This is a genomic window from Nocardia lasii, assembly GCF_042658545.1.
Classification (GTDB): domain Bacteria; phylum Actinomycetota; class Actinomycetes; order Mycobacteriales; family Mycobacteriaceae; genus Nocardia; species Nocardia lasii.
Genome location: NZ_JBHSQN010000007.1, coordinates 17,971 through 39,816 on the forward strand (window position 1 = coordinate 17,971; position 21,846 = coordinate 39,816).

At 68.3% G+C, this 21,846-nt stretch carries 17 protein-coding genes and 1 tRNA gene; 8 read left to right on the top strand and 10 right to left on the bottom strand.

The features are described from left to right. Positions 1-8: 8 nt before the first annotated feature. Positions 9-1,691 (bottom strand): aldehyde dehydrogenase family protein, encoded by a 1,683-nt coding sequence (locus ACFP3H_RS11805; protein ID WP_378603978.1) that lies wholly within the window; start codon positions 1,689-1,691, stop codon positions 9-11. Between the two features lie 80 nt (positions 1,692-1,771). On the opposite strand from ACFP3H_RS11805, the gene serS reads away from it, so the two are divergent. From serS to ACFP3H_RS11825, 4 genes are all read left to right on the top strand, one after another. Further along, complete coding sequence (serS, locus tag ACFP3H_RS11810) at positions 1,772-3,028, top strand: serine--tRNA ligase (RefSeq protein ID WP_378603981.1); 1,257 nt, start codon at positions 1,772-1,774, stop codon at positions 3,026-3,028. Positions 3,029-3,179: 151 nt separating this feature from the next. Then, positions 3,180-4,943 (top strand): putative bifunctional diguanylate cyclase/phosphodiesterase, encoded by a 1,764-nt coding sequence (locus ACFP3H_RS11815; RefSeq protein ID WP_378603984.1) that lies wholly within the window; start codon positions 3,180-3,182, stop codon positions 4,941-4,943. A 135-nt stretch (positions 4,944-5,078) separates the two neighbouring features. Next, a complete protein-coding gene (locus ACFP3H_RS11820) occupies positions 5,079-6,353 on the top strand; it encodes an MFS transporter (RefSeq protein WP_378603987.1) in 1,275 nt (424 codons plus the stop codon). A gap of 43 nt (positions 6,354-6,396) precedes the next feature. Then, positions 6,397-7,404 (top strand): DMT family transporter, encoded by a 1,008-nt coding sequence (locus ACFP3H_RS11825; protein WP_378603990.1) that lies wholly within the window; start codon positions 6,397-6,399, stop codon positions 7,402-7,404. A gap of 22 nt (positions 7,405-7,426) precedes the next feature. Here the strand turns inward: ACFP3H_RS11825 and ACFP3H_RS11830 are convergent, their stop codons facing one another. The 3 genes from ACFP3H_RS11830 to ACFP3H_RS11840 all read right to left on the bottom strand — a co-directional run bounded on the left by ACFP3H_RS11830 (position 7,427) and on the right by ACFP3H_RS11840 (position 11,761). Further along, the gene (locus ACFP3H_RS11830) at positions 7,427-9,085 is read right to left on the bottom strand and encodes an ATP-binding protein (protein ID WP_378603993.1); all 1,659 of its coding nucleotides are present in this window, start codon (positions 9,083-9,085) and stop codon (positions 7,427-7,429) included. Positions 9,086-9,277: 192 nt separating this feature from the next. Beyond that, positions 9,278-10,813: a Rieske 2Fe-2S domain-containing protein gene (locus tag ACFP3H_RS11835; RefSeq protein ID WP_378603996.1), complete on the bottom strand. Its 1,536-nt coding sequence runs from the start codon at positions 10,811-10,813 to the stop codon at positions 9,278-9,280. Between the two features lie 75 nt (positions 10,814-10,888). Next, entirely contained in the window at positions 10,889-11,761 is an 873-nt protein-coding gene (locus ACFP3H_RS11840; RefSeq protein WP_378603999.1) for a hypothetical protein, read from the bottom strand. A 178-nt stretch (positions 11,762-11,939) separates the two neighbouring features. On the opposite strand from ACFP3H_RS11840, the gene ACFP3H_RS11845 reads away from it, so the two are divergent. The 3 genes from ACFP3H_RS11845 (at position 11,940) to ACFP3H_RS11855 (ending at position 13,812) form a co-directional block, all read left to right on the top strand. Beyond that, positions 11,940-12,692 carry a lysophospholipid acyltransferase family protein gene (locus tag ACFP3H_RS11845; protein ID WP_378604003.1) on the top strand — a complete coding sequence of 251 codons (753 nt, stop codon included), beginning with the start codon at positions 11,940-11,942 and terminating at the stop codon, positions 12,690-12,692. Positions 12,693-12,780: 88 nt separating this feature from the next. Further along, positions 12,781-12,852: transfer RNA gene (locus ACFP3H_RS11850), tRNA-Gly, on the top strand. Between the two features lie 219 nt (positions 12,853-13,071). After that, positions 13,072-13,812 carry a hypothetical protein gene (locus ACFP3H_RS11855; protein ID WP_378604006.1) on the top strand — a complete coding sequence of 247 codons (741 nt, stop codon included), beginning with the start codon at positions 13,072-13,074 and terminating at the stop codon, positions 13,810-13,812. Positions 13,813-13,858: 46 nt separating this feature from the next. Here ACFP3H_RS11855 and ACFP3H_RS11860 read toward each other — a convergent pair whose 3' ends face one another. Both ACFP3H_RS11860 and ACFP3H_RS11865 read right to left on the bottom strand, forming a co-directional pair. Further along, complete coding sequence (locus ACFP3H_RS11860; RefSeq protein ID WP_378604009.1) at positions 13,859-16,105, bottom strand: heavy metal translocating P-type ATPase; 2,247 nt, start codon at positions 16,103-16,105, stop codon at positions 13,859-13,861. Between the two features lie 114 nt (positions 16,106-16,219). After that, positions 16,220-17,119, bottom strand: a complete 900-nt coding sequence (locus ACFP3H_RS11865; protein WP_378604011.1) for a hypothetical protein — start codon at positions 17,117-17,119, stop codon at positions 16,220-16,222. 224 nt (positions 17,120-17,343) lie between these two features. Between ACFP3H_RS11865 and ACFP3H_RS11870 the strand changes: the two genes are divergently transcribed. Continuing rightward, positions 17,344-18,570, top strand: a complete 1,227-nt coding sequence (locus tag ACFP3H_RS11870) for a hypothetical protein (protein ID WP_378604014.1) — start codon at positions 17,344-17,346, stop codon at positions 18,568-18,570. Here the strand turns inward: ACFP3H_RS11870 and ACFP3H_RS11875 are convergent. The 4 genes from ACFP3H_RS11875 to ACFP3H_RS11890 form a co-directional block, all read right to left on the bottom strand. After that, entirely contained in the window at positions 18,567-19,277 is a 711-nt protein-coding gene (locus tag ACFP3H_RS11875; protein ID WP_378604017.1) for a sterol desaturase family protein, read from the bottom strand. The two genes, ACFP3H_RS11870 and ACFP3H_RS11875, sit on opposite strands and share 4 nt — an antisense overlap. A gap of 18 nt (positions 19,278-19,295) precedes the next feature. Next, the gene (locus ACFP3H_RS11880) at positions 19,296-20,126 is read right to left on the bottom strand and encodes a FadR/GntR family transcriptional regulator (RefSeq protein WP_378604020.1); all 831 of its coding nucleotides are present in this window, start codon (positions 20,124-20,126) and stop codon (positions 19,296-19,298) included. Positions 20,127-20,287: 161 nt separating this feature from the next. Further along, a complete protein-coding gene (locus ACFP3H_RS11885; protein ID WP_378604023.1) occupies positions 20,288-21,421 on the bottom strand; it encodes an RNA polymerase sigma factor in 1,134 nt (377 codons plus the stop codon). Then, positions 21,418-21,825 (bottom strand): YciI family protein, encoded by a 408-nt coding sequence (locus ACFP3H_RS11890; protein ID WP_378604026.1) that lies wholly within the window; start codon positions 21,823-21,825, stop codon positions 21,418-21,420. The genes ACFP3H_RS11885 and ACFP3H_RS11890 overlap by 4 nt, the downstream gene beginning before the upstream one ends. Between the last annotated feature and the right edge of the window lie 21 nt (positions 21,826-21,846).

Below are 21,846 nucleotides of genomic sequence, written 5' to 3' on the forward strand. Positions count from 1 at the left end.
GCTACGGGTCAGCCGCGCAGTGCGGACAGGAAGATCCCGGGCAGTCGACGCACCTTTCCGTCGCCGTAGAAGTCGGTGAGCCTGCGACCGGTGGTGGTGGCGGTCTTGTTCGAGACGAACCACGGCGGCTTGGGGCTCAGCGTGTACTCGCCGCCGAGCAGGGCGCGCGGCGCGGGCCGGAAGGGTCCGCGGACCACGGTCCGTTCGACATCGTCGAGCAGGAACGCGTTGTGCACGATGCCGATGCCGGACTGGACGTCGTCGAGGGTGTGGCCGGGGTAGGCGCCCCAGCTCGCGCGGGCGGTGAGGAACGCCAGACCGGTCCAGGCGTTGAGCGCGACGGTGCCGTAGCGCAGGTTCTCGATCGCGGTGTCGAGTTCGTCGCCGAGCGCGGTGATGGTGGCCGGGTCGGCGATGATGTTGGCGCCGAGGGTGCCCATCAGCTCGTTGTTCGCGAAATCGACGGCGTTGTCGAGGAATTCGGCCCCGGTGCCGGGCAGTTCCACCACGCCCAGGACGGGGGAGAAGTACTCGGTGACCAGCAGCGGCGTGTCCCCGGCGGGCAGGTTCTCGACCAGCAGGCGACCGTTGGCGCGGGCGGCGTCGGGGTAGGTCTCGAGCGCGCCGGCGATGCGGTTGTCGCTGCCCGGGTAGTAGGCGGTGCGGGCGGGCGCGTTGTCGATCGCGGCGCGCAGTTCGGTCAGGAACTGCTCCTTGAGCGGCCAGTCCGCGGCGAGCACCACGGTCTGCGCGGCGACGCAGTTGTAGCCGCCGTTGTGCAGGCGCTGGGTGGCCACGTGTTCGGCCTGGAACTTCAGGTCCGCCGCCGACCACTGGCCGGGCACCACGATGACGGGCGCGACGCCGCCGAGTTCGCTGGTGATCGGCTTGTCGAGCACCGGTTCGCCGGTCTTGTCCGAGCCGGGGCCCCACACGATCGCGTCGTGGGTGGGCGCGCCGCCGGTCATGTGCACGTGCGCGACCTGCGGGTGGTTGACCAGGTAGCCGCCCTCGGCGGCCCCGCCGGTGAGGATGCGCACCACGCCCAGTTCGATGAACGGCGCGAAGATCGCCTGGAACACCGGCAGCAGCGGGTCGGTGATCGGGTTGAGCTTGAGCGCGACGACCCGGTTGTTGGCGAAGAGTTCGTAGAGGGTGTCCAGCGGCGCGATCGACATGATGTTGCCCGCGCCGAGCACCGCCCCGACCCCGCCGGTCTCGGCCGGATTGCGCTGTGCCAGACCGGCTTTGCGCCGCGCGGTGGCCGCGTCGACGCCGGGTCGCAGCCACACGTCGGCGGTGAATCCGCTCAGCAGCAGCTTGTCGAAGATGCCGTGCGGCAGCGCCGGCACCGAGACCCGGCCGCCGGGCGCGGTGCCGAGTTCGACGCCGTCGATCGGGCTCGCGCCCTGCTCCAGAGCGGCGAGCGTCTCGCTCAGCGCCCGCGCGCCGCCGATCATCGTCATCGGCCCCGACATCCACTCCTCGCCGAGCAGCGGGCTGTCGGCGTCGAGCTTCTTGATGGTGCGCGCCGCGGCGACCCACGCCTCGGCGTCGCGCGCGGCGAGGGCGGCGAGTTCGTCGAGGAGTTCGCGTCGACGGCGCAGGCCGGTCGCGGCCCAGGTCTTCTCCCCCTCGGTGAGGTCGGTGATCGCGGTATCGATGACGGCGGTGTCGAAAGTGGGACTCACACCGCAACTATGCCCCCACGCTGCCCGGTTGGTATAGCCCGAAAGAGTAAGGATTGTGTGAGCAACTAGGCTGTTTGCTCATGATCGACCTCCGATTCCTGCGCGAGAACCCGGAAGCTGTCCGTGCTTCGCAGCGGGCCCGCGGTGAGGACCCCGCGCTCGTCGACGCCCTGCTCGAAGCCGATGCCGCGCGTCGCGCCGCCGTGCTCACCGCCGACAACCTGCGCGCCGAGCACAAGGCGATGGGCAAGGTCATCGGCAAGGCGAGCAAGGAGGAGCGCCCCGCGCTGCTGGCCGCCGCTTCCGATATGTCCGCCAAGGTCAAAGAGGCCGAGGTGGCCCAGAACGCCGCCGACGCCGACCTCGACGCGGCCGCGCGCGCGATCTCCAACGTGGTCCAGGAGGGTGCGCCCGCCGGTGGCGAGGACGATTACGTCGTGCTCGAAACCGTCGGCACCCCACCGGAATTCGACTTCGAGCCCAAGGATCACCTCGAGCTCGGCGAGTCGCTGAAGCTGATCGACATGGAGCGCGGCGCGAAGGTGTCGGGCTCGCGGTTCTATTTCCTCACCGGTTACGGCGCCCTGTTGCAGATGGGTCTGTTGCAGCTGGCCGCGCAGAAGGCCGTGGCGCACGGTTTCACCATGATGATCCCGCCGGTGCTGGTGCGCCCGGAGATCATGGCGGGCACCGGTTTCCTCGGCCAGCACGCCGCCGAGGTCTACCACCTCGAAGAGGACGACCTCTACCTCGTCGGCACCTCGGAGGTGCCGCTGGCGGGCTACCACTCCGAGGAGATCCTCGATCTGAGCGCGGGCGCCAAGCGCTATGCGGGGTGGTCGTCGTGCTTCCGGCGCGAGGCGGGCAGCTACGGCAAGGACACCCGCGGCATCATCCGCGTGCATCAGTTCGACAAGGTCGAGATGTTCGTCTACACCGTCCCCGAGCAGGCCGATGCCGAGCATCTGCGGTTGCTCGCGTGGGAGCGCGAGATGCTGGCCGCGATCGATGTGCCCTACCGCGTGATCGACGTGGCGGCGGGCGACCTCGGCAGCTCGGCCGCGCGCAAGTTCGACTGTGAGGCGTGGGTGCCCACCCAGCAGACCTACCGCGAACTCACCTCCACCTCCAACTGCACCACCTTCCAGGCGCGTAGGCTCTCGGTCCGCTACCGGGACGAGAACGGCAAGCCGCAGACGGCCGCGACGCTGAACGGCACGTTGGCCACCACGCGCTGGATCGTGGCGATCCTGGAGAACCATCAGCAGGCCGACGGTTCGGTGCGGGTGCCCGAGGCGCTGGTCCCGTTCGTCGGCACCGATGTGCTGAAGCCGTAGGATGCTAGTAGTTTGCTGACATCGTATTTGTGGATGTGGCGAACACCCTGACCGATCAACATCTAGGCTGGTGCTCGTGCGAGGAATCGGGGCGCGCGGCGATACCCGAACCCGGGTGCGGGCGGCATCGGCGTTGGCGACGGCAAAGGTTATGGCCAGGACAACGGGGGCGTTCTACGTTCTCGGCGGTGTCCTCGGTCTGATGATCACTGCCGTCGCGCCGGGCGACGACGGCAATCGGCTCGTGGTCGGCACCGCCGCGGCCATCTCGTTGCTGCTGGGTCTCACGCTGCTCGCGTGGGGTCCGCGGATGCCGCACGGCCTGCATCACGCCTACCTCGCCACCGCGACCGTGCTCGTCGCGATCGCCGTCTACGACTTCCCGAACCTGGTCGGCGGCATCACGCTGGCCTCGTTCTTCGTGTTCGTCGCCTGCGACGCGGCCCTGTTCTTCGCGTGGAGCCGCGCCGCCGCGCACATCGGTTTCGCGATCGTGCTGTGCCTGCTCGTGCTGCCCGCCCGCGGCCTGCCGTGGTGGTCGGGCCTGATTCCGGCCGGGGTCACCTTCGGCGCGGGCGTGGTGGTCGGCATCCTCACCCGGATGGCCGCCGAAGCCGATATCGACGTGCTCACCGGCCTGCTGAACCGGCGCGGTTTCGAGAAGCAGCTCAATCCGGCGATCGACGCGGCCAGTCGCGGCGGTCAGGGCATGTCCCTGGTCCTGGTCGATCTCGACCGCTTCCAGAAGATCAACGACCATCTCGGCCACCGCGCGGGCGATGCCGTGCTCCAACGCGTCGCCGACACCTGGCTCGATCTGCTCGCTCCCGGCCAGGTCCTGGCCCGTTTCGGCGGCGACGTGTTCGCGCTGCTGCTGCCCGGCACCACCGAGCAGGCCGCGATCCTGCTCACCGAGCAGTTGCGCGCCGCGGTGACGATGGGCTGTTCGGCCGGTGTCACCTCGTGGCAGCCGGGCGAGTCCGGATCACTGCTGGTCAGCCGGGCCGATGTGGGTCTATACCGGGCCAAGCAGGCGGGCCGCAACCGCACCGTGCTCGAATCCTCCCGGCAACTGCCGCTGGCGGTGGAACTGCGCGAGGCGATCGACCGCGGCGCCCTCGACGTGCACTACCAGCCCATCGTCAGCCTCACCGAGGACGGCGGCCAGGCGGTCGGCGTGGAGGCCCTGCTGCGCTGGTCGTCGAGCGCGCAACCGGAGGTCACCACCGAGGGCCTGATCCGGGTCGCCGAGGAATACGACCTCATCTCCGACCTCGACGAGCTGGTCCTGCGCCGCGCCTGCGCCGACGCCGCCCGCCTCCAGGAGAGCTTCGCCTCGCTGAACCTCACCCTCAACGTGAACGTCTCCGGTCTCGAGCTGGCCGAAACCGAATACGCCGAACGCGTCGCGACCATCCTGTCCGACACCGGCTGGCCCGCCGACCAGCTCGTCCTCGAGGTCACCGAGAGCGAACTGGCCGCCGAGTCGCAGACCGCGATCGCCAACCTGCACACCCTGCGCGATCGTGGTGTCCGCATCGCCATCGACGATTTCGGCACCGGCTACTCCTCGCTGAGCCGCCTGGCCACCATCCCCAGCGACATCCTCAAGGTCGACCAGTCCTTCGTCGCCGCCATCCGCTCCGATTCCCCCGCCCCACCCCTGCTCGGCGTCATCGCCGCCCTGAGCAAGTCCCTCGACCTCCAGGTCATCGCCGAAGGCGTCGAAACCGAATACCAGGCCGCCGTCCTCACCGAACTCGGCTTCGCCCTGGCCCAGGGCTACCACTACAGCGACTCCCACCCCGTCGCCGAACTCATCAACGACCTCAACGACGGCCGCTCCCTCACCGGCACCCCCGCCTCCGACGACGACGAGTCCCTCGCCGCCAACGGGTGGATCCCCCTCGGCTAGAGCCGGGTCGCGGCACGGCCGCACGCGAGATGATCGCGGACGAATATTCGCTTGACGATGCCCGTCGACCGGCGAAATATTGGGTGCATGCGCATGCTCATCTACGGCTGTTGATCTTCCCCGCTCCGACGGACGGTGGCCTGGGTGACTCGTGACCCGGTCCGCGATCTCGCCGCGCGCGCGGTGCTGTTCAAGGGCACCCGTGATCTGCTGCCCATCTACGCCCTCTACGGCGTCCTGTTCGCCGACCACGGCCTGAGCACGGCCCAGATCTCGCTGCTGCTGGCCCTGTGGTCGGTGACCGCGTTCCTGCTCGAGGTGCCTTCGGGCGCGTGGGCCGACACCGTCTCGCGTCGCGGCCTGCTCATCCTGAGTTGCGTGCTGCAAGCCGCCTGCTTCGCGATCTGGATGGTGGCGCCCTCGTTTCTCGGCTTCGCGCTCGGCTTCATCGTCTGGGGCATTTCCGGCTGCCTGGAATCAGGCACCTTCGAGGCCCTGATCTACGACGACCTGGTCGCCCGCGGCAAACCGCAGGCCTACGCCTCGATCATGGGTTGGGCCCGCGGCGCCCAGGAATTCACGGTCCTGATCGCCATCCTCGCCGCCGCCCCCCTGTTCGCCCTCGGCGGTTACGCCCTGGTCGGCTGGGTCAGCGTCGCCATCGGCGTCCTGCACACCCTCACCGCCCTCGCCCTCCCCAGCGCCCCGAAGTCGATCTCCGCCACCGCCGTCGACGACCTGGACGAGGACGACCCCACCCCCGAACCCCTCGGCCCGCACGCGGGCAAACCCGACTCCCGCTACCGCACCATGCTGAAAACCGGTCTCGCCGAAGCCTTCCGAGTCCGCCGGGTCCGCCGCGGCGTCCTCCTCGGCGCCCTCCTCTACGGCGTCACCGCCTTCGACGAATACTTCGGCCTCCTCGCCGTCTCCGGCGGCGCCTCCACCAGCACCTCGGCCCTGCTCGTCGGCGTCACGGTCGCGGGTTCGCTGATCGGATCACTGCTCGCGGGCCGCACCGAAGCCCTCTCCTCCCGCACTATCGCGGTAGCCCTGTTCGTGGCCGGCATCCTGTTCATCGCCGGCGCGCTGGCCGTCGGCGCGACCACCGGTCCAGCCTGGATCTGGCTCGGCTTCCTCGGCATCGCCGTCGCCTACGGCATCGACTTCAACGCCGAAGTGATCGCCGGCGCCCGCCTCCAAGACGCCATCGAGGGCCCCGCCCGAGCCACCGTCACCTCGGTCTCCGGCCTGCTCTCCGAGATAGTCGCCCTGGCCGTCTTCGCCTTCGTAGCCCTCGCGACCCACTACGTGTCGATGTCGATCACCATCGCCCTGCTCGGCACAATCCTGCTCATAACAGCCCTACTGACCCCCACCTGGATGCCGCCACGCCACCCGGATCAGTAGGTCGAAGTGCGGCCAGTGCACTGGTGACATTGCCCGTCGCACCGTGGACGGCATCACGCTGCGCGTGGTCGCGGGTGGCATGCTCATCGTGCGGGTTGTCGAGTGTGGTGGGGAGCGGATGAGCGGGCGTCGTGGTCTCGGGTTGGTGTTCGGGTTCGGTATCGGGGCCGGTGTCGCGGTGCAGGGGCGGATCAACGGGGCGCTCGGGGCGCGGTTGGCCGATGGGATCGCGGCGGCGAGCATCAGTTTCGGTACGGGGCTCGTTGCCTTGTTGATCGCTGTCGCGGTCAGTCCCGCGATGCGGGCGGGCCTCAGCAAGGTGCGTCGTGCCGTGTCGGTGGGCGAGCTGCCGCGGTGGCAGTTGCTCGGCGGATTGTGTGGCGCGTTCTTCGTCGCGGCTCAAGGTCTCACGATCGCCGCGATCGGTGTCACCGCGTTCACCGTCGCGGTCGTCGCGGGCCAACTCGCCAGCAGCCTGCTGGTCGACCGCCTCGGCCTCGCCCCGAACGGCCGAACCCCGATCACCCCGTGGCGCGTCGCCGCTGCCGCCCTCGGCCTCGCCGGGGTCGTCCTGTCCGTCGGCGGCAGTTCGGCACCGGCCGCGGTGACCACCGGCGTGCCCGATGCGCTGCTCATCGTCCTGCCCGCCCTCGCCGGCGTCGGCTTGGCCTGGCAACAAGCGGTCAACGGCCGGGTGGGCGCCACCGGCGGCCCCTTCCCCGCCACCCTGATCAACTTCGCCGTCGGCATGACCGCCCTGCTCCTGATCGACCTCTATATCCTGTCCACTACCGGCCTCCCCACGGAATTCCCCACCGACCCCTGGCTCTACACCGGCGGCCTGATCGGCGTGGCTTTCATCGCCCTGGCCGCCGCCACCGTCGGCCTGATCGGCGTCCTGCTACTCGGCCTGACATCGGTAGCGGGCCAACTGGTCACCGCCGCACTGCTCGACGCCGCAGACGGAAAGCTCTCACTCCCCGCGATATTCAGCTGCGCGATCGTTCTCTGCGCGGTGGTCGTGGCCACCGGCCAACGCCGCCACGGCTAGGAAACAGGCCCGCGCACAGCGACTACGACACATAGACGTAGTAGAACCCAGCGCCGCGTCGACTCTCTCGCGACGGAGCCAGCACCCCTTCCCTTTCCAAGCCCTTGAGTACGCCGCCGACGTTCGTCGGATGAGCGCCCACGATCGCTCCGAGCTCGGTGGTGCTGATCCGGCCACGGTGGCGGGCGTAGTCCGAGGCGATGGTTTTTCGGTCGGGCCACCACCGATTCTCCGCGAACTCGGTGTCGACGCGTTCGAGCGATTCGCGTGCGGCGGGGTTCAGCGCGAATGCGGGATCTGTCCCCGCCTGGGTTCCCTCGACCGCTTTCAGCAGCCATGCGCCATCGACCCGCTTCTCGATCAGAACGTTCAGCGCGTCCTGCGTCTCCAGCGGCGAGAGTTGGAGCAGTCGGGCAGCCGTCGACCCGTCGACCCAGCCGCGCTGTACTACCTGTTCTGTCAGCATCAACAGCCGGAGGTCGTTTCGCACCGACGGATCACCGAAGAGCTCGAGCCAAGCCATCCACGCTTGATCGATCATGTTCCCAACCAGTCCCGTGACCACACTGGGACCGGCGATCTCGCGAATTTCGGGTCGTGGCTGTCCACGGCGGAGCATGTCGCCCACCATCCGGTCCACGCCGATCCCCTCACGTTCGGCGATCCGCAGCGCGGCGAGCATTTCGGTCAGAGCTGTGTTTCTGGACTTCGAGGGATGGGTGATGATGTTGTTCTCGTTGACCCCGGAGATGAATCCGCCGGGGCTCGTCACCCGGAGCGTGCGCCCGATGTGCTCGATGACTGTGGGCTCCGGCGAGTTCCAGTCCCGATGGGCTACGCCGTTGACGATCGCCTCACGAATCGCGCGCTCGGGAAGTTCGCGTACTTGGCCACTTGCCAGTCCCCGACTGAGGTGCTGGATCGGATTGTTGGCGCGGGCGTTGATGAATACCTCGGCGAGTTGCTCGATCACGGAACGATCCGTGCGTCGGACCCGGTCGGTACTGTCACCACCGCTGTAGTCGCGACGAATGTAGTCCAGTGAAGGCGCCGTCCGTCCGACGAAGAGCAGTTTTCCGGCTTCGGTCAAATACCCGTCGGCGGTCGAGGCGTTGAGCCGACGCAGCAACTCCGCGGTGGTGGCTTCGGCGAGGTCCTGGGCAGAAGGTTCGTTGGAACTCATCAGGAAATCGCGGGCGATCTCGATCGCCGACTCACGAACCGCGGTGATGGGTGTGTCACTCGTTCCGGCGGACCAGTCGTACGGACGTCGCCGGGCATACCAGCTGGTGGGATCGATGTCGACGCAATTGTCGCAGACCCGCCACTTCAACTTGCCGTTGTAGCGAATCGGCTCTATCGCTTGGGGAATGTAGAGCACGAGCAATCGAGCGCCGTTGACCGATTCCTCACGGACCGAGACGGTGAGCCGTTGTTCGGTGAGCTGGTAGATGCGGTGACGCAACCACTCGACATCGAGCTGGGTGCCGACCAGCGCCCGGCTCTTGTCGACCACGCCGACGATCAGGGCCCCGCCCCCGTCGCTGTTGGCCATGCACGCCGACTCCTCCGCGAGCGCCTGGGCGGCCCTGTCGTTGGTCGCGGTGCCCGGTAGGACAACTCCACCCGGCCCGCGTCGCCCGGCTTCCTCCTTGAAATCGACGCGCTCGGTCTCGTCCACGGGTACCCCGTCGCGCAGGCACTCGAGAACCCTCTTGACCTCGTCGAACAGTGGAACTTTCGACGATCGTGTAGACATCGCGCCCCCTCGCTACCGGACCATATTTAATGATTGGATTAATTATGATCCATAGGCGAGAGGGTGGCAACGCCATAATTAACCGTTGCGGGTGTACCCGTTTCCGGGGTGGCGTCAGAGCTTGCGTGCCCGCAGCTCGTGGCCCTTGGACGTCTTGCAACGCCCCGACTCCAGATCCCACTGCCAGCCGTGCAGGTTGCAGGTGAGGTTGTTGCCTTCCACCACACCGAATTTGGAGAGGTCGGCCTTGAGGTGGGGGCAGCGGCGTTGGACTTCCCAGCCTTCGAGTTCGGTGACGGCGGAGTCGTCGTGGGCTTCGGAGAACCAGCCGTCGGCGTAGGCGATGCGCTCGTCGGTGAGGCATTTGAAGAAGGTGTAGAGGAACTCGTTGTAGCCGCCGATGCGCCACGCCTGGAAGCGGGTGGACAGGAAGATCGTGTTCACCCAGTCGGGTTCGTTGTCGCGCAGGACGGTGCGGACCAGTTCGGGGGCGATGCGGAAGCCGTAGCGGTAGCGGCCTTCGGATTCGAGGGGTTCGCGCACGGTGCGGTGCGGGAAGTCCAGGACGATGGTCTCCTCGCCGATGACGAGGCCGACGGGGTAGCCGATGCCGTCGCTGATCAGCGCGCTCTGCTTCATGATCGGTTCGAACAGTTCACGCAGCGGCTCGAGCAGCGAACCCTCGCCGATCTCCCACGACGCCTTCTCGGCGGCGAGGACCGGCGCGAAACGCTGCGCCATCTCCTCGATGTAGGCGGCCTTGTCGCCGTAGATCCGGTCCGGGTCGAACGGGTGCGCGAGGTCGAGTTCCTTGCCGCGCACGTCGGCGACGGAGCCGGGGATCATCAAGATCCCGCCCGCGTTGCCGTGGATTTCCATCTGCTCGAGGAACACGATCTGATCGGGGAAGATGTTGCCCTCGTCGCCGCGATCGTCGTTGAGGTAGCGCAGGTCTTCGTCGAGGAACACCGGCGGACCGGCCGAGGGCACGACCCAGGTCGCGCCGACCTGTTCGATGTAGGAGCGGGCGCGATCCATGCCGCGCTGGCGCTTCTGCTTGCCGAAGTTGGCCTTGGTGCGGGCGGGGATGTCGTACACGGCCGGGTACCAGATGGCGCCGGAGTACTGGAGCAGGTGGATGTCGATGTCGCCGAACGCGTCGTGGATGACGTCCATGTCGACGGGGCGGGCGTCGTTCATGTTGAAACAGGTGGTCTCACCGTCGGAGACGAGGATGCCCGAGTCGCCGATCGGTCCGTCGGCGGGCGCGCGCAGGGCCACGATCATCACGTCGAGCGAGCCCTTCGGCCCGGTGACGGTGTGCTTGACCGAGTCCTCGGTCTCGAAGAACTTGGTGAAGCCCAGCGCCTCGAGCTCGCGGCGCAGGTCGAGCACCGGGTAGTCGGGCAGCAGGACCGTGGCGTCCTTGTTGACGTACTTCGCCAGGTGCGCGGCGTCGAAGTGGTCGCGGTGCAGATGCGAGACGTAGAGGTAGTCGACGTCGCCGAGCGTCTCCCAGTCGAGCTGGGAGTTGTCCGGGAACGGGAACCACGACGCGAAGTACGCGGGGTTCACCCACGGGTCGCACAGGATCGTCCCGGCTTCGGTTCGGATATGAAAGCCGGCGTGTCCGACGCTGGTGATCTGCACGAGCTGTTTCCTCCTACCGGGATCTGCCAAAGAGCCCCCTGATTGCTTCGGCGTACCAGCCATCCAGGGTAGTGGCTAAATCGTTACGTCACCGATGCAATAGCCCTCAGCGGTCGTGACGACCGTGAAAGTGCGCGTGCGGGTGCCGCCGGGCGAGGTGGTCACCGGAACGTGAACTGCCAGGTAGTCGCCACGAATCTGCTCGGATCGTAGCTCTTCACCGGTGAAGGAGGTGACATTGCCTACTTTGCCCGAGTCGCTTGTCAAGGGGGGCGCCGTGGGGTTGCCGGTGCCCTCGGGATCCCACTGCACGGGGCTTGCCGCGCAGGTCAGGGGGTGTGTGGCCTCGACATCGTCGGAATTGAGAGGTTTGCCCGTTGCGCGCGCAAGATAACGACGCACGGTGTGTCGGGCGTCGGCTTCGTCGTAACCGGGCTCGACACCCGCGGCGAACACCCGCCCGCACGCGTAACCCGAGTCGATGGACTCGCGGTCGACGGTCACGGTGGTGCCGCGGTCGCGCCAGGTGACGCCGTCCTCGGTCGCGGTGCCGGGCCCGGTGAGCACGGCCAGCACGGTCGACGGGTCGGCGTACATGGTGGCGACGGTGTTGGGCGGGATGGTCCAGCACTTGTCCTTCAGTGCGGCGACGGTGTCGGTCCGCAGGTCGGCGGCCCAGCGACGCACGGCCGCCACCGCGTCCTGATCGCCCGCGACGGCGCCGACCTGCGGCGCGTCGGCGGGCACCGACTCGGTGGTCGACGTCGGCGCGGGCGTGGCGACGGCCTGGGTGGCGGTGGTGGTGGGCGCGGCGGTCACCTCGACCGGATCGCCCGGGATGCCGGATACCGAATCGCACCCGGTGATCAGGGCGACGGACAGCCCCGCGACCAGCGCGAAGGTGCGGGTCGGGGCGAGCAGAGCGCGTTCCACTACGTCGTTCCTCATTCCTAGGTCGTGGCACCGCGTGGATGCCTGACTGTCGGGGCGAGCGGACCCGCCGGATGTAGACCGATGTGCGCGAAGCGGATTCGACCGCGGTGCGAACGCCGCGATTCTACGGTGAGTCGCACCCGGGCACGCCGACCCTGACGGGAACCGCCGGTGACGACTACGCTGACTGAACGTGGAACCCGTCTACCGGTCGATTGTCGGCCTGACCCGAGCCGTCTTCTTCCTCGAAGGTCTGAAGTTCACCGTCAAGGGCGCGGAGAACATTCCCGCGTCCGGTGGCGCCGTGCTGGCGATCAACCACACCGGCTACATGGACTTCACCTACGCCGGCCTGCCCGCGCGCACCCCCGGTCGCTACATCAGGTTCATGGCCAAGCAGGAGGTGTTCGACAACGCCGTCTCCGGCCCGATCATGCGCACCCTCAAGCACATTCCGGTCGACCGCACCGCGGGCGCCGACTCCTACAAGTCGGCGGTGAAGTACCTGCGCGACGGCGAACTCGTCGGCGTCTACCCCGAGGCCACGATCAGCCGCAGCTTCGAGATCAAGGAATTCAAATCCGGCGCGGCCCGGATGGCGCTGGAAGCCGGCGTGCCGATCATTCCGATCACCATCTGGGGCGCCCAGCGCGTGTGGACCAAGGGTTTCCCGAAACGCCTCGGCCGCACCAACACTCCGATCTCGATCGCCGTCGGCGCCCCCATCCAGCCTTATGAGCCGATCGCCGACCTCACCGCGCAGGTGCGCACCACCATGCAGGAAATGCTCGCCGACCTGCAAAAGGACTACACCCACGAACCCGGCGCCTACTGGGTGCCGAAACGCCTCGGCGGCAGCGCGCCGTCGCTGGAGGAGGCCACCGCCCTCGACGATGCCGAGGCGGCCGAGCGGATCGCCCGCAAGGCCCGCGACAGCGAGAAATGACCCGGATTTCGTAGTTCGGGAGTTTCGCGCTAGAGTTCCTTCTCGCAGCACGAAGTCACCGGCTCGCCGGATCGGCCTCGGATTGCACGCGGATGTGGCGCAGTGGTAGCGCATCACCTTGCCAAGGTGAGGGTCGCGAGTTCGAATCTCGTCATCCGCTCAACGAAAAGCCCGGCCATCGTGCCGGGCTTTTCTCGTTCGCTCCCGTGCGGTTCGCCCGCGACGGCAGCCGTTGTGCGACAACGGTTTCCGAGGACCACGGCTCGGTAACGGTTCCATAGCGTTTGATGAGCTAAAGAAACGACTTCGCATCCGACGCCGATTTCCCCCTCACACGGGTCGGGAGGACAGAGTGGGAGCGATCGTGAAATCAGTAGTCGTGGCAGCCGCGTTTGTGGCGCTGACCGGGGTACTCAGCGCCTGCACCGGGGGCGATCAGGGTTCGGGGCCCGTAACCATCGTTCAGCCGTCCGGGGCGCCGAGTCAGGCCACGGGCGTGCCGACCACGGGCGTGCCGTCCGCATCGGAAGCTGGTTCCCCGGACGCCGGGTCCCCTGGCGCCGGTTCGCCGGACGCCGGGTCCCCTGGTGCTGGTTCCCCGGACGCTGGCTCCCCGGGTGCCGGTTCGCCGGGGGAGGGCTCGCCCGGCAGTCCGGCGCCGAGCGGCCCGGTTCCCACGGCCGCCCCGATCACCAGCCCGGCACCCGCCAGCGGAGGCTTCACCCCCGTCGACGCGAGCAAATTCCTGATCGACGGCAGCTACTACTTCCAGTCGCCCACCGGCAACGTCAAGTGCGGCGTCCTCGTCATGGCGCCCTACGGTGTCGGCTGCCAGCTGGGTCAGGCCAAATTCCTCCCGGCGGCGCTGCCGAACTGCACCGACGCGCCCAACCGCAAGGTCGCCGCGCACCTCTACCAGGGCACATCGGAACTCCTGTGCACCAGCCAGGGCATCTTCATCGGCTTCCCGCCAGGGGGACCCTCCGGCGGCACCGTGCTGAATTACGGCGAGTCCCTGACCGTCCACGGTTACACCTGCGCCTCGTCCACGCAGGGCGTGCGCTGTGTCGCCGGCGAGCACGGCTTCGCCATCTCGGCGGACGACCAGCACGTCTTCTGAGCGCGACATGGGCGGGGCGGCGGAAACCCGCTGCCCCGCCCTTCGGTTACTGCGCTGTCGACTTGAAGCGGCGCAGGCGCAGGCTGTTGCTCACCACGAAGACCGAGCTGAAGGCCATCGCGGCGCCCGCCAGCATGGGGTTGAGCAGGCCCGCCATGGCCAGCGGGATGGCGGCCACGTTGTAGGCGAAGGCCCAGAACAGGTTGCCCTTGATGGTGGCCAGGGTGCGTCGGGCCAGGCGGATCGCGTCGACGGCGGCGCGGAGGTCGCCGCGGACGAGGGTGAGGTCGCTCGCCTCGATGGCCACGTCGGTGCCGGTGCCCATGGCCAGGCCCAGATCGGCCTGGGCCAGGGCCGCCGCGTCGTTGACGCCGTCGCCGACCATCGCCACGACCTTGCCCTCGGCCTGCAACCGCTTGACCGTGTCGACCTTGTCCTGCGGCAGCACCTCGGCGATGACCTCGTCGATCCCGACCTCGTCGCCGATGGCGCGGGCCGCGCGGGCGTTGTCGCCGGTGAGCAGGATCGGGGTGAGCCCGAGCTCCCGGAACTGCGAGATAGCCTGCGCCGAAGTCGGTTTCACTGCGTCCGCGACGACCAGCACGCCGCGCGCCTTACCGTCCCACCCGATGGCGACCGCGGTCCTACCCGCCGATTCCGCCTCCGCCAGAACACCTTCCAGCTTCTCGTCGAGCGGCTGCGACCAGTCTGCCAGCAGTCGCGCCCGACCCACGACCACCGCGTGCCCGTCGACCACGCCCTGCACGCCGAGCCCTTCGACGTTGGCGAAGCCTTCCACCGGCGCGAGGGTGCCGAACTCGTCGCGCGCAGCCTTGGCGATCGCCTGCGCGATCGGATGCTCCGACGAATCCTCCAGCGCGCCTGCCATTTCCAACACGCGATCCCGCTGCTCACCCTCGGCCGGAACCACCTCGAGCAGGGTCATCTTTCCGGTGGTGACGGTGCCGGTCTTGTCCAGCACGATCGTGTCGACCTTGCGGGTCGATTCCAGCACCTCGGGGCCCTTGATCAGGATGCCGAGCTGCGCGCCGCGTCCGGTGCCGACCATGAGCGCGGTCGGCGTCGCCAGGCCCAGCGCGCACGGGCAGGCGATGATCAGCACCGCGACGGCGGCGGTGAACGCCGCCGCGACGGAACCGCCTGTCCCGAGCCAGAATCCGAGCGTGGCCACGGCCAGCGCGATCACGATCGGAACGAAGATGCCGGAGATCCGGTCGGCCAGCCGCTGCGCCTGCGCCTTGCCGGTCTGCGCGTCCTCGACGAGCTGGGCCATCTGCGCGAGTTGGGTGTCGGCGCCGATCCTGGTGGCGCGCACCACGAGTCGACCACCGACATTCACCGTGGCACCGGTGACAGCGTCGTCGACGCCCACCTCCACCGGCACCGACTCGCCGGTCAACATGGACGCGTCGACCGCCGAGGTGCCCTCGGTGATCACCCCGTCGGTGGCGATCTTCTCGCCCGGCCGCACGATGAACTCGTCCCCGACGGCCAACTGCTCCACCGGAATTCGCGTCTCGACGCCATCGCGCAGCACCGCGACATCCTTCGCGCCGAGCTCGAGCAGGGCCCGCAACGCCGCTCCCGCCCGCCGCTTCGAGCGGGCCTCGAAATACCGCCCGGCCAGGATGAACGTGGTCACGCCCGCCGCGGCCTCGAGGTAGATGCTGCCGGTGCCGTCCATCCGCGCGATCGTGAACTCGAACGGGTGCTTCATCCCCGGCGTGCCCGCCGTCCCCCAGAACAGCGCGTACAGCGACCAGCCGAAGGCGGCGAGCGTGCCCATCGACACCAGCGTGTCCATGGTGGCGGTGCCGTGCTTCAGGTTCGTCCACGCTGCCCGGTGGAAGGGCAGCGCGCCCCAGACCACGACCGGTGCGGCCAGCGTGAGCGAGAGCCACTGCCAGTTGGTGAACTGCAGCGCCGGGATCATCGCCATCGCGATCACCGGTACCGTGAGCAGCGCGGACACGATCAGTCGGGTGCGCAGCGAGGCGGTCGGATCCTCGGCGACCGGGGCGTCCTCGGGCTGCTTCGGCGCGGGCAGGGTCGCGGTGTAGCCCGCCTGCTCGACGGTGGCGATCAGGGCCTCGGGGGAGACATCGCCGGTGAAGTCGACGCGCGCCTTCTCGGTGGCGTAGTTGACCGTGGCGGTGACACCGTCGAGCTTGTTGAGTTTCTTCTCGATCCGGTTCGCGCAGGAAGCGCAGGTCATGCCACCGATCACCAGTTCTACCTGGCCGGTGCCCGGTGGGTGCGTCGCGGTGGTCATGGGGTGCTCCGTTTCTCGTCGAGCGGTGGCATTTTCGTGCGATCAGGCGCCCGAACCCGTCGAATTGGGGGCAAATCGCGGCGGATTGCACGATTACGCCACCGTGTTGTGGGTTCAGTGGCCGTGGCCCGGCGTGCCGTGGGTGCTCACGCCCGCGTTCGCCGGGTCGACTTTCAGCGTGAACTCGGCTGTGCGCACGACGCCCCCGTGCTGGAAGTCGAGGAACAGGCGGTAGTCGCCCGCGCTCGGCGCGTTCACCACGAAGTCGATGCCCGGACCGGCCGGGGTGCTCCCGTCACCGGGGGTGCCCTCGGGGTGCACGTGCAGGTAGGCGAGGTCGGCGGCCCGGAGGGCGACGAGGTGCCCGTAGGCGCCGAGATAGGGCTCGAGGTCGGTGACCGGGGCGCCGGCGCGGCTGACCGAGAGGGTCACCTTCGATGCCGTGCCCGGAGCGACCGTGCCGTTCAGTGCGACCGTGTACTCGCCGACCTGAGTGGTCGCGGCCGGGGCCGGGAGGGCTTGCACGTCGTAGTTGCCCGCCACGCGCAGATCGGCACCGAGCGTCAGGTTCGGCCCGCCCTCGGGGGTGAAGTCGGCGTAGACCCGATAGTCACCGGCGCGGCTCAGATTCAGGGGAACAGTCCAGGTCCCGGCCGCATCGAGCACCGGGTGGACATGCTGGAAACCGACCAGATCCCGCCGAACCACGATCAGATGCAGGTCCTTGTCATGGCTGTTCACGTACTTCGTCACCGGTGCGCCGCCCGCGTCGAGAATCCGAAAACTCGTCGGCACCTGCGCCGCGGCGGTCGTGTTCGGCTGGTCCAAGACCAGCGTGTACCCCTGGTCGGACGCGAGCAGCCCACCCGGCAGTTCCTCCGACGGCGCCGCGTGCTCGTCATGCCCGGCCGGCTCGCCGGGCTCCGGCCCGACCAGCGCGCCAACCGTCAGCGCGCCCCCGAAGACCACCGCGAGGCCGAGGGTGAATCCGGCGAACTTGCCAGCTGCATTCATCGGAACGCTCCATTCCATCAACGACTGAACCCGACCTACCATACCCCCCTAGGGTACATAGTCAACTGTCATCGGCCGGTTCTCGGAGATTCCGTCGGGCACTCCCTGTCGGTGACCGTCCGTACGATCGGCGCGATCGACCTACGACACCGCGCAGCGGCTCTAAACTGACCGGCGACGGGGGTCTTCGCCATTTGTTGTCGCGCGTACACAGGGAGAGCAGTATGAGTGACCTCGTTCCGGTCGATCTCGACGCCGTGCAATCCGAGGAGATCGCGGATCTGGTTGTGGTCGAGGACGAATTCGGGACCGCGTTGGTCGGCGGTGATGACGCGATCGCCGCGTTCGTTCGGGATTGGGATGTGGCGTTGTCGCCGGTGCCGATCGATGTGGGGACTTCCCTGCGGCAGGCCCGAACTCGGCTGTTCAACGCGCGCACCGTCAGCGCGGCCTACGGAATTGCCAAGTCGGCGGAGAACTTCGGTGGCAAGTTCTCGAAGTCGACAGTGACCTATCACCGCATGGTTCGTGATTCGGTCAGCGGAAAGATTCTGTCCCATGCGCGAATTGCGGCTCCGGCAGCTGCCTCGACGGTCATGCCCCAGTTGCTGGCGTTGGCCGCGCTCGAAATGGCGATGAGCGCGCAGTTCGATGCGCAACGCGAGCAGCTCGACATCATCGAGGACAAGGTCGACGAAGTACTCCGACTCGCCTCGGCCGAACGCATCGGCGACGTCTACGGTCACCACCGCCTGCTGTCGCGGCGGGTGCAGGCCGTCGCGTCCGGTGACGCGCTCACCGCCACCGACTGGTCCTCGATCGCGTCCCTCGGCGCCGATCTCGAGGTCGGTGTCGAGCGGTTGCGGATGCACGCGGTCAAGCAGTTGGAAACCCTCGACGCGAGCGCGGGCCCCGGTAAGCGGGCCGATCAGCTCGAGGCCATGCTGCGTAAGAACCGGCTCGGTGAGACCCTGCAACTCCTGGTCGTCGCGCAGAAGTCGCTGTTTTTGTGGCAGCAGTTGCGGCTGGAGCAGGTGCGGATCGCCGAAGTCGAACACCTGGACCAGACCATCACCAGCGCTCGTGCCACCCTGCGCGAGCAGTACCGCGCCGACGTCGATCTCGTCGCTCGCCTGCGCGAGGCGCTCGACACCCACGCGGTGCTGCGGACCACGGAGGCCCACCACAAGCTGGCCGCCCGCTCGATGACCAAGCGCAGGCACGAGCTGAGCGAGCTGCTCGACCGCTTCGCCCAGGCCCGCAACCTGCAGCTCGCCCAGTGGGCGGGCCCCGAGCACGCGACCCTGTCGGAAGCTCTCGACGCGGCCAAGTCGACGGCGGCCGCCGTTCTGAACTCGAGTCGCCGACGTCTGGCGTCGTGGATCGAGCCGAACGGGGACAAGGTCGAGGGGGACGGAGCCGAAGGCGCGGATCGGTCGGCTTCGGGCTAACCGCTTGCGTGGAGGTTGCGGGCGGTCGGGGAAGTCGGGACGGCAGCTGGGTCGGGGGCGGTGCGTAGTAGGCGGTCGGCGGTGTTGGTGGTGGTGACGGTGAACCAGTAGTGCTCGTTCTTGTAGTGGTGGTGGCGGTGGTTGCGCCAGATGGCGCGGTAGGGGGCGTGTTTCGGTTTGTAGTCGGTGTGGATGAGGTAGTGGGTCCACTCGTAGAGGAGGCCGAGGGTGGTGATGGTGAGGAGGAAGGTGAGGGCCAGGGTGGGGCGGGGGAAGGCCAGGGCGGCGAGGGTGACCAGGGCGATGATCGTGAGCAGCAGGGACTTCGTGGGGATGAAGATCAGGGGGATGTCGCGCGGGTCGACGTGATGCTCGCGGTGCTTTCGGGCGAGTTCGCTGTCGATGGTGACCGGGCCGAGGCGGCGGGGGCGCCAGTGCAGGACGGTGACGTGGATGATCCATTCGATCAGCGGGAACGCGGCCAGGATCACCAGGGGGATCACGGCGTCGGTGAGTTGCCAGTCGCCCAGGGTGATGCGGGCGATCAGGGCGATCGCGAGGACGGCGGCGATCATCCAGGGCGAGGGGTGCCGGAAGAATTCGCGGGCCGCGTCGCCCAGGGTCAGGCTGCGCCGGATCGCGCGGGGAGAACTGGTGCCGGCGGGTGTGTGGTCGTGCGACGTCGTTGTCGGACGGTCGTCGTTCATGGTGATTCCTCGGGTAGATCACGCACCGTTCAGGGCGTGGATGAGGGCGGTGGTCGCCGGTTCGAGCAGTGCTCGAGCGGATTCGGCGGCCTGGTCCGGCTCGCCCGCGGTGATCGCGGCGGCCAGGTCTCGATAGGCGCCGGCATTGCCCACCTCGGCGGACATGATCGGCGCCAGCGCGGCCAGGGCGGGTTCGTAGGCGGCGCGCAGCATGGAGTACATCAGGCGGAAGGCGATGGAATCGGCGAGATCGAGGACGTGGTCCCAGAATTCGAGCGCGATCAGCTGCTGTCGCAACGGATCTGATTCGGCGACAAGGGAATCGACCGACTCGTGCAGTGCGGCCAACTCCGCGCCGAGCCGTGATCCGCTGGCAGCTTTCGCGCCCGCATCGGGACCAGTGTCGGCCGTCACGTCGCTTGCCTTCGCGGTGTCGGTGGTGTCGAGATCCGAGTCGGTGGGTTGTGTGAGGTTCGAGCGAACCCGTGCGGCGGCGAGTTCGGCGATCTTCGGACCGTTGTGCGCCCGCGCTTGCAGAATGCTGCGCGCGACAGCGGGATCGATCGAATTCCCCCGAAGCAGCAGTCGCGGAAGCACTTCCAACCCGGCACTGCGCCGATAGTCGAGCACGGTCGTGGCCTCCCCCTGCCGCACTGACACCAGCCCGGCCGCCGCCAACCGCTGCAACGCCTCCCGCACGGCAGGCCGCGACACCCCCAACGCCTCGGCCAACTGCCGCTCACTCGGCAACGCCGCCCCGACCCCCAGCTCCCCGCTCAGCACCTCGTCGGCGATCTGCTCGAACACATCGCCGGATACCGACCGCTTCACCACGGGAGTCCACGCCATGCCCCCACTATCCGCCCTTCCGGACTGGTGGTCAAGTGGTCAGACCAGTTCAATCCCGGTGCAGCCGCTCCCCACCGTCCGCCCCGGTTCGGATCGATACCTGTCGCGCGCAGGCGGCCCCCGGTTGAGGCCAGGACCTGACACACGCAGGTCGCCCCGGTTCAGGTCAACAGTTGTCGCACCCGGGCCGCTTCCCGGATCAGATGATCACGCTCGGGAACCGTGGTCGCCACCTGGGCCGCCGCCGAGTAGAGATCGGCTGCCTGCGCGAGATCGCCGACGCGTTCGAGCAGGTAGGCGCGGGCGGCGGCGTGGCGCGGCAGGGAGGAGTCGAGTTCGGCGAGGGCGGCGAGTCCGGCCAGGGGACCGTCCGCCGCCCCGACTGCCACGGCGCGGTTCAATCGCACCACCGGACTGTCGGTGAAGGCGAGCAGTTCGTCGTACCACTCCACGATCTGCACCCAGTCGGTTTCCTCGGCGGTGACCGCGTCGGCGTGCAGCGCGGCGATGGCGGCCTGGGCCTGGTATTCGCCGAGCCGGTCCCGCGAGAGCGCCCGTTGCAGAATCACGACTCCTTCGGCGATCAGCGCAGTGTCCCAACGGGTTCGGTCCTGTTCGGCCAGCGGTACCAGTCGACCGTCCGGCTCGATCCGCGAAGCTCGGCGGGCGTGGTGCAGCAGCATCAGCGCGAGCAGTCCCGCCACTTCCGGTTCGTCGGTCGCGGCGACGAGCTGGCGGGTGACGCGAATGGCCTCGGCCGCCAGGTCCACGTCACCGCTGTATCCCTCGTTGAACACCAGGTAGAGCACCCGCAGCACCGTCACGAGATCGCCGGGCTGATCCAGTGGCACCCCCGCGAGCTTCCGCTTGGACCGGCTGATCCGTTGCGCCATAGTCGCTTCCGGTACCAGGTAGGCCGTGGCGATCTGTCGGGTGGTGAGCCCGCCGACCGCCCGCAGGGTCAGCGCGACGGCCGACGCGGGCGGCAGGCTCGGATGCGCGCACAGGAAGTACAGCCACAGCGAGTCGTCGACGGACACGGCCTCCGACTCCGCCGGAACCACGAATTCCCGTTCCCGCCGCGAGGTTTCGGCCCGAATGGCATCGAGGAACTTCCGCCACGCGACGGTCACCAACCACGCCTTCGCATCGCGCGGCGGATCCGCAGGCCAGGTTTCCAACGCGCGGATCAATGCCTCCTGCACCGCGTCCTCGGCCGCCGCGAAATCGGCCCCGCGGCGAACGAGCACGCCGATCACCGCGGGGACCAGTTCGCGCAGCAGCGCCTCGTTCACTCGGTCACCGTGGGCAGCTCCCCGTAGAACGGGCGCAGCTCGAGCCACTCCTGCACCGGCACCCCACCCGCGCCCGGCGCCGCCGACAGTTCACCGGCCAGCTCGAGCGCACGCTCGTAGGTGTCGACGTCGATCACCATCCACCCGGCGATCAGGTCCTTGGTCTCGGCGAACGGCCCGTCGGTGATCGGCGGCCGACCCGGCCCGTCCGAGCGCACCCACGTGCCCTGCTGTGACAGCGCCTGCCCGTCCACGTACTCCCCGGTGTCGGTGAGGCGCGCGGCGAAGTCCTGCATGTAGCGCACGTGCGCGCTCACCTCCTCGGGCGTCCACCGATCCATCGATACGTCGTTGACCGACGCGGGCGCGCCCCGGTAGTGCTTGAGCAGCAAATACTTGGCCATGATGGTCTCCTTCGTCGATTG

What these genes read in the sequence shown, in the direction of transcription:
- serS (WP_378603981.1), top strand. Translation starts at nt 1,772, where the DNA reads ATGATCGACCTCCGATTCCTGCGCGAGAACCCGGAAGCTGTCCGTGCT.
- ACFP3H_RS11815 (WP_378603984.1), top strand. Translation starts at nt 3,180, where the DNA reads ATGGCCAGGACAACGGGGGCGTTCTACGTTCTCGGCGGTGTCCTCGGT.
- ACFP3H_RS11840 (WP_378603999.1), bottom strand. Translation starts at nt 11,761, where the DNA reads ATGAGGAACGACGTAGTGGAACGCGCTCTGCTCGCCCCGACCCGCACC.
- ACFP3H_RS11860 (WP_378604009.1), bottom strand. Translation starts at nt 16,105, where the DNA reads ATGACCACCGCGACGCACCCACCGGGCACCGGCCAGGTAGAACTGGTG.
- ACFP3H_RS11865 (WP_378604011.1), bottom strand. Translation starts at nt 17,119, where the DNA reads ATGAATGCAGCTGGCAAGTTCGCCGGATTCACCCTCGGCCTCGCGGTG.
- ACFP3H_RS11870 (WP_378604014.1), top strand. Translation starts at nt 17,344, where the DNA reads ATGAGTGACCTCGTTCCGGTCGATCTCGACGCCGTGCAATCCGAGGAG.
- ACFP3H_RS11875 (WP_378604017.1), bottom strand. Translation starts at nt 19,277, where the DNA reads ATGAACGACGACCGTCCGACAACGACGTCGCACGACCACACACCCGCC.
- ACFP3H_RS11880 (WP_378604020.1), bottom strand. Translation starts at nt 20,126, where the DNA reads ATGGCGTGGACTCCCGTGGTGAAGCGGTCGGTATCCGGCGATGTGTTC.
- ACFP3H_RS11890 (WP_378604026.1), bottom strand. Translation starts at nt 21,825, where the DNA reads ATGGCCAAGTATTTGCTGCTCAAGCACTACCGGGGCGCGCCCGCGTCG.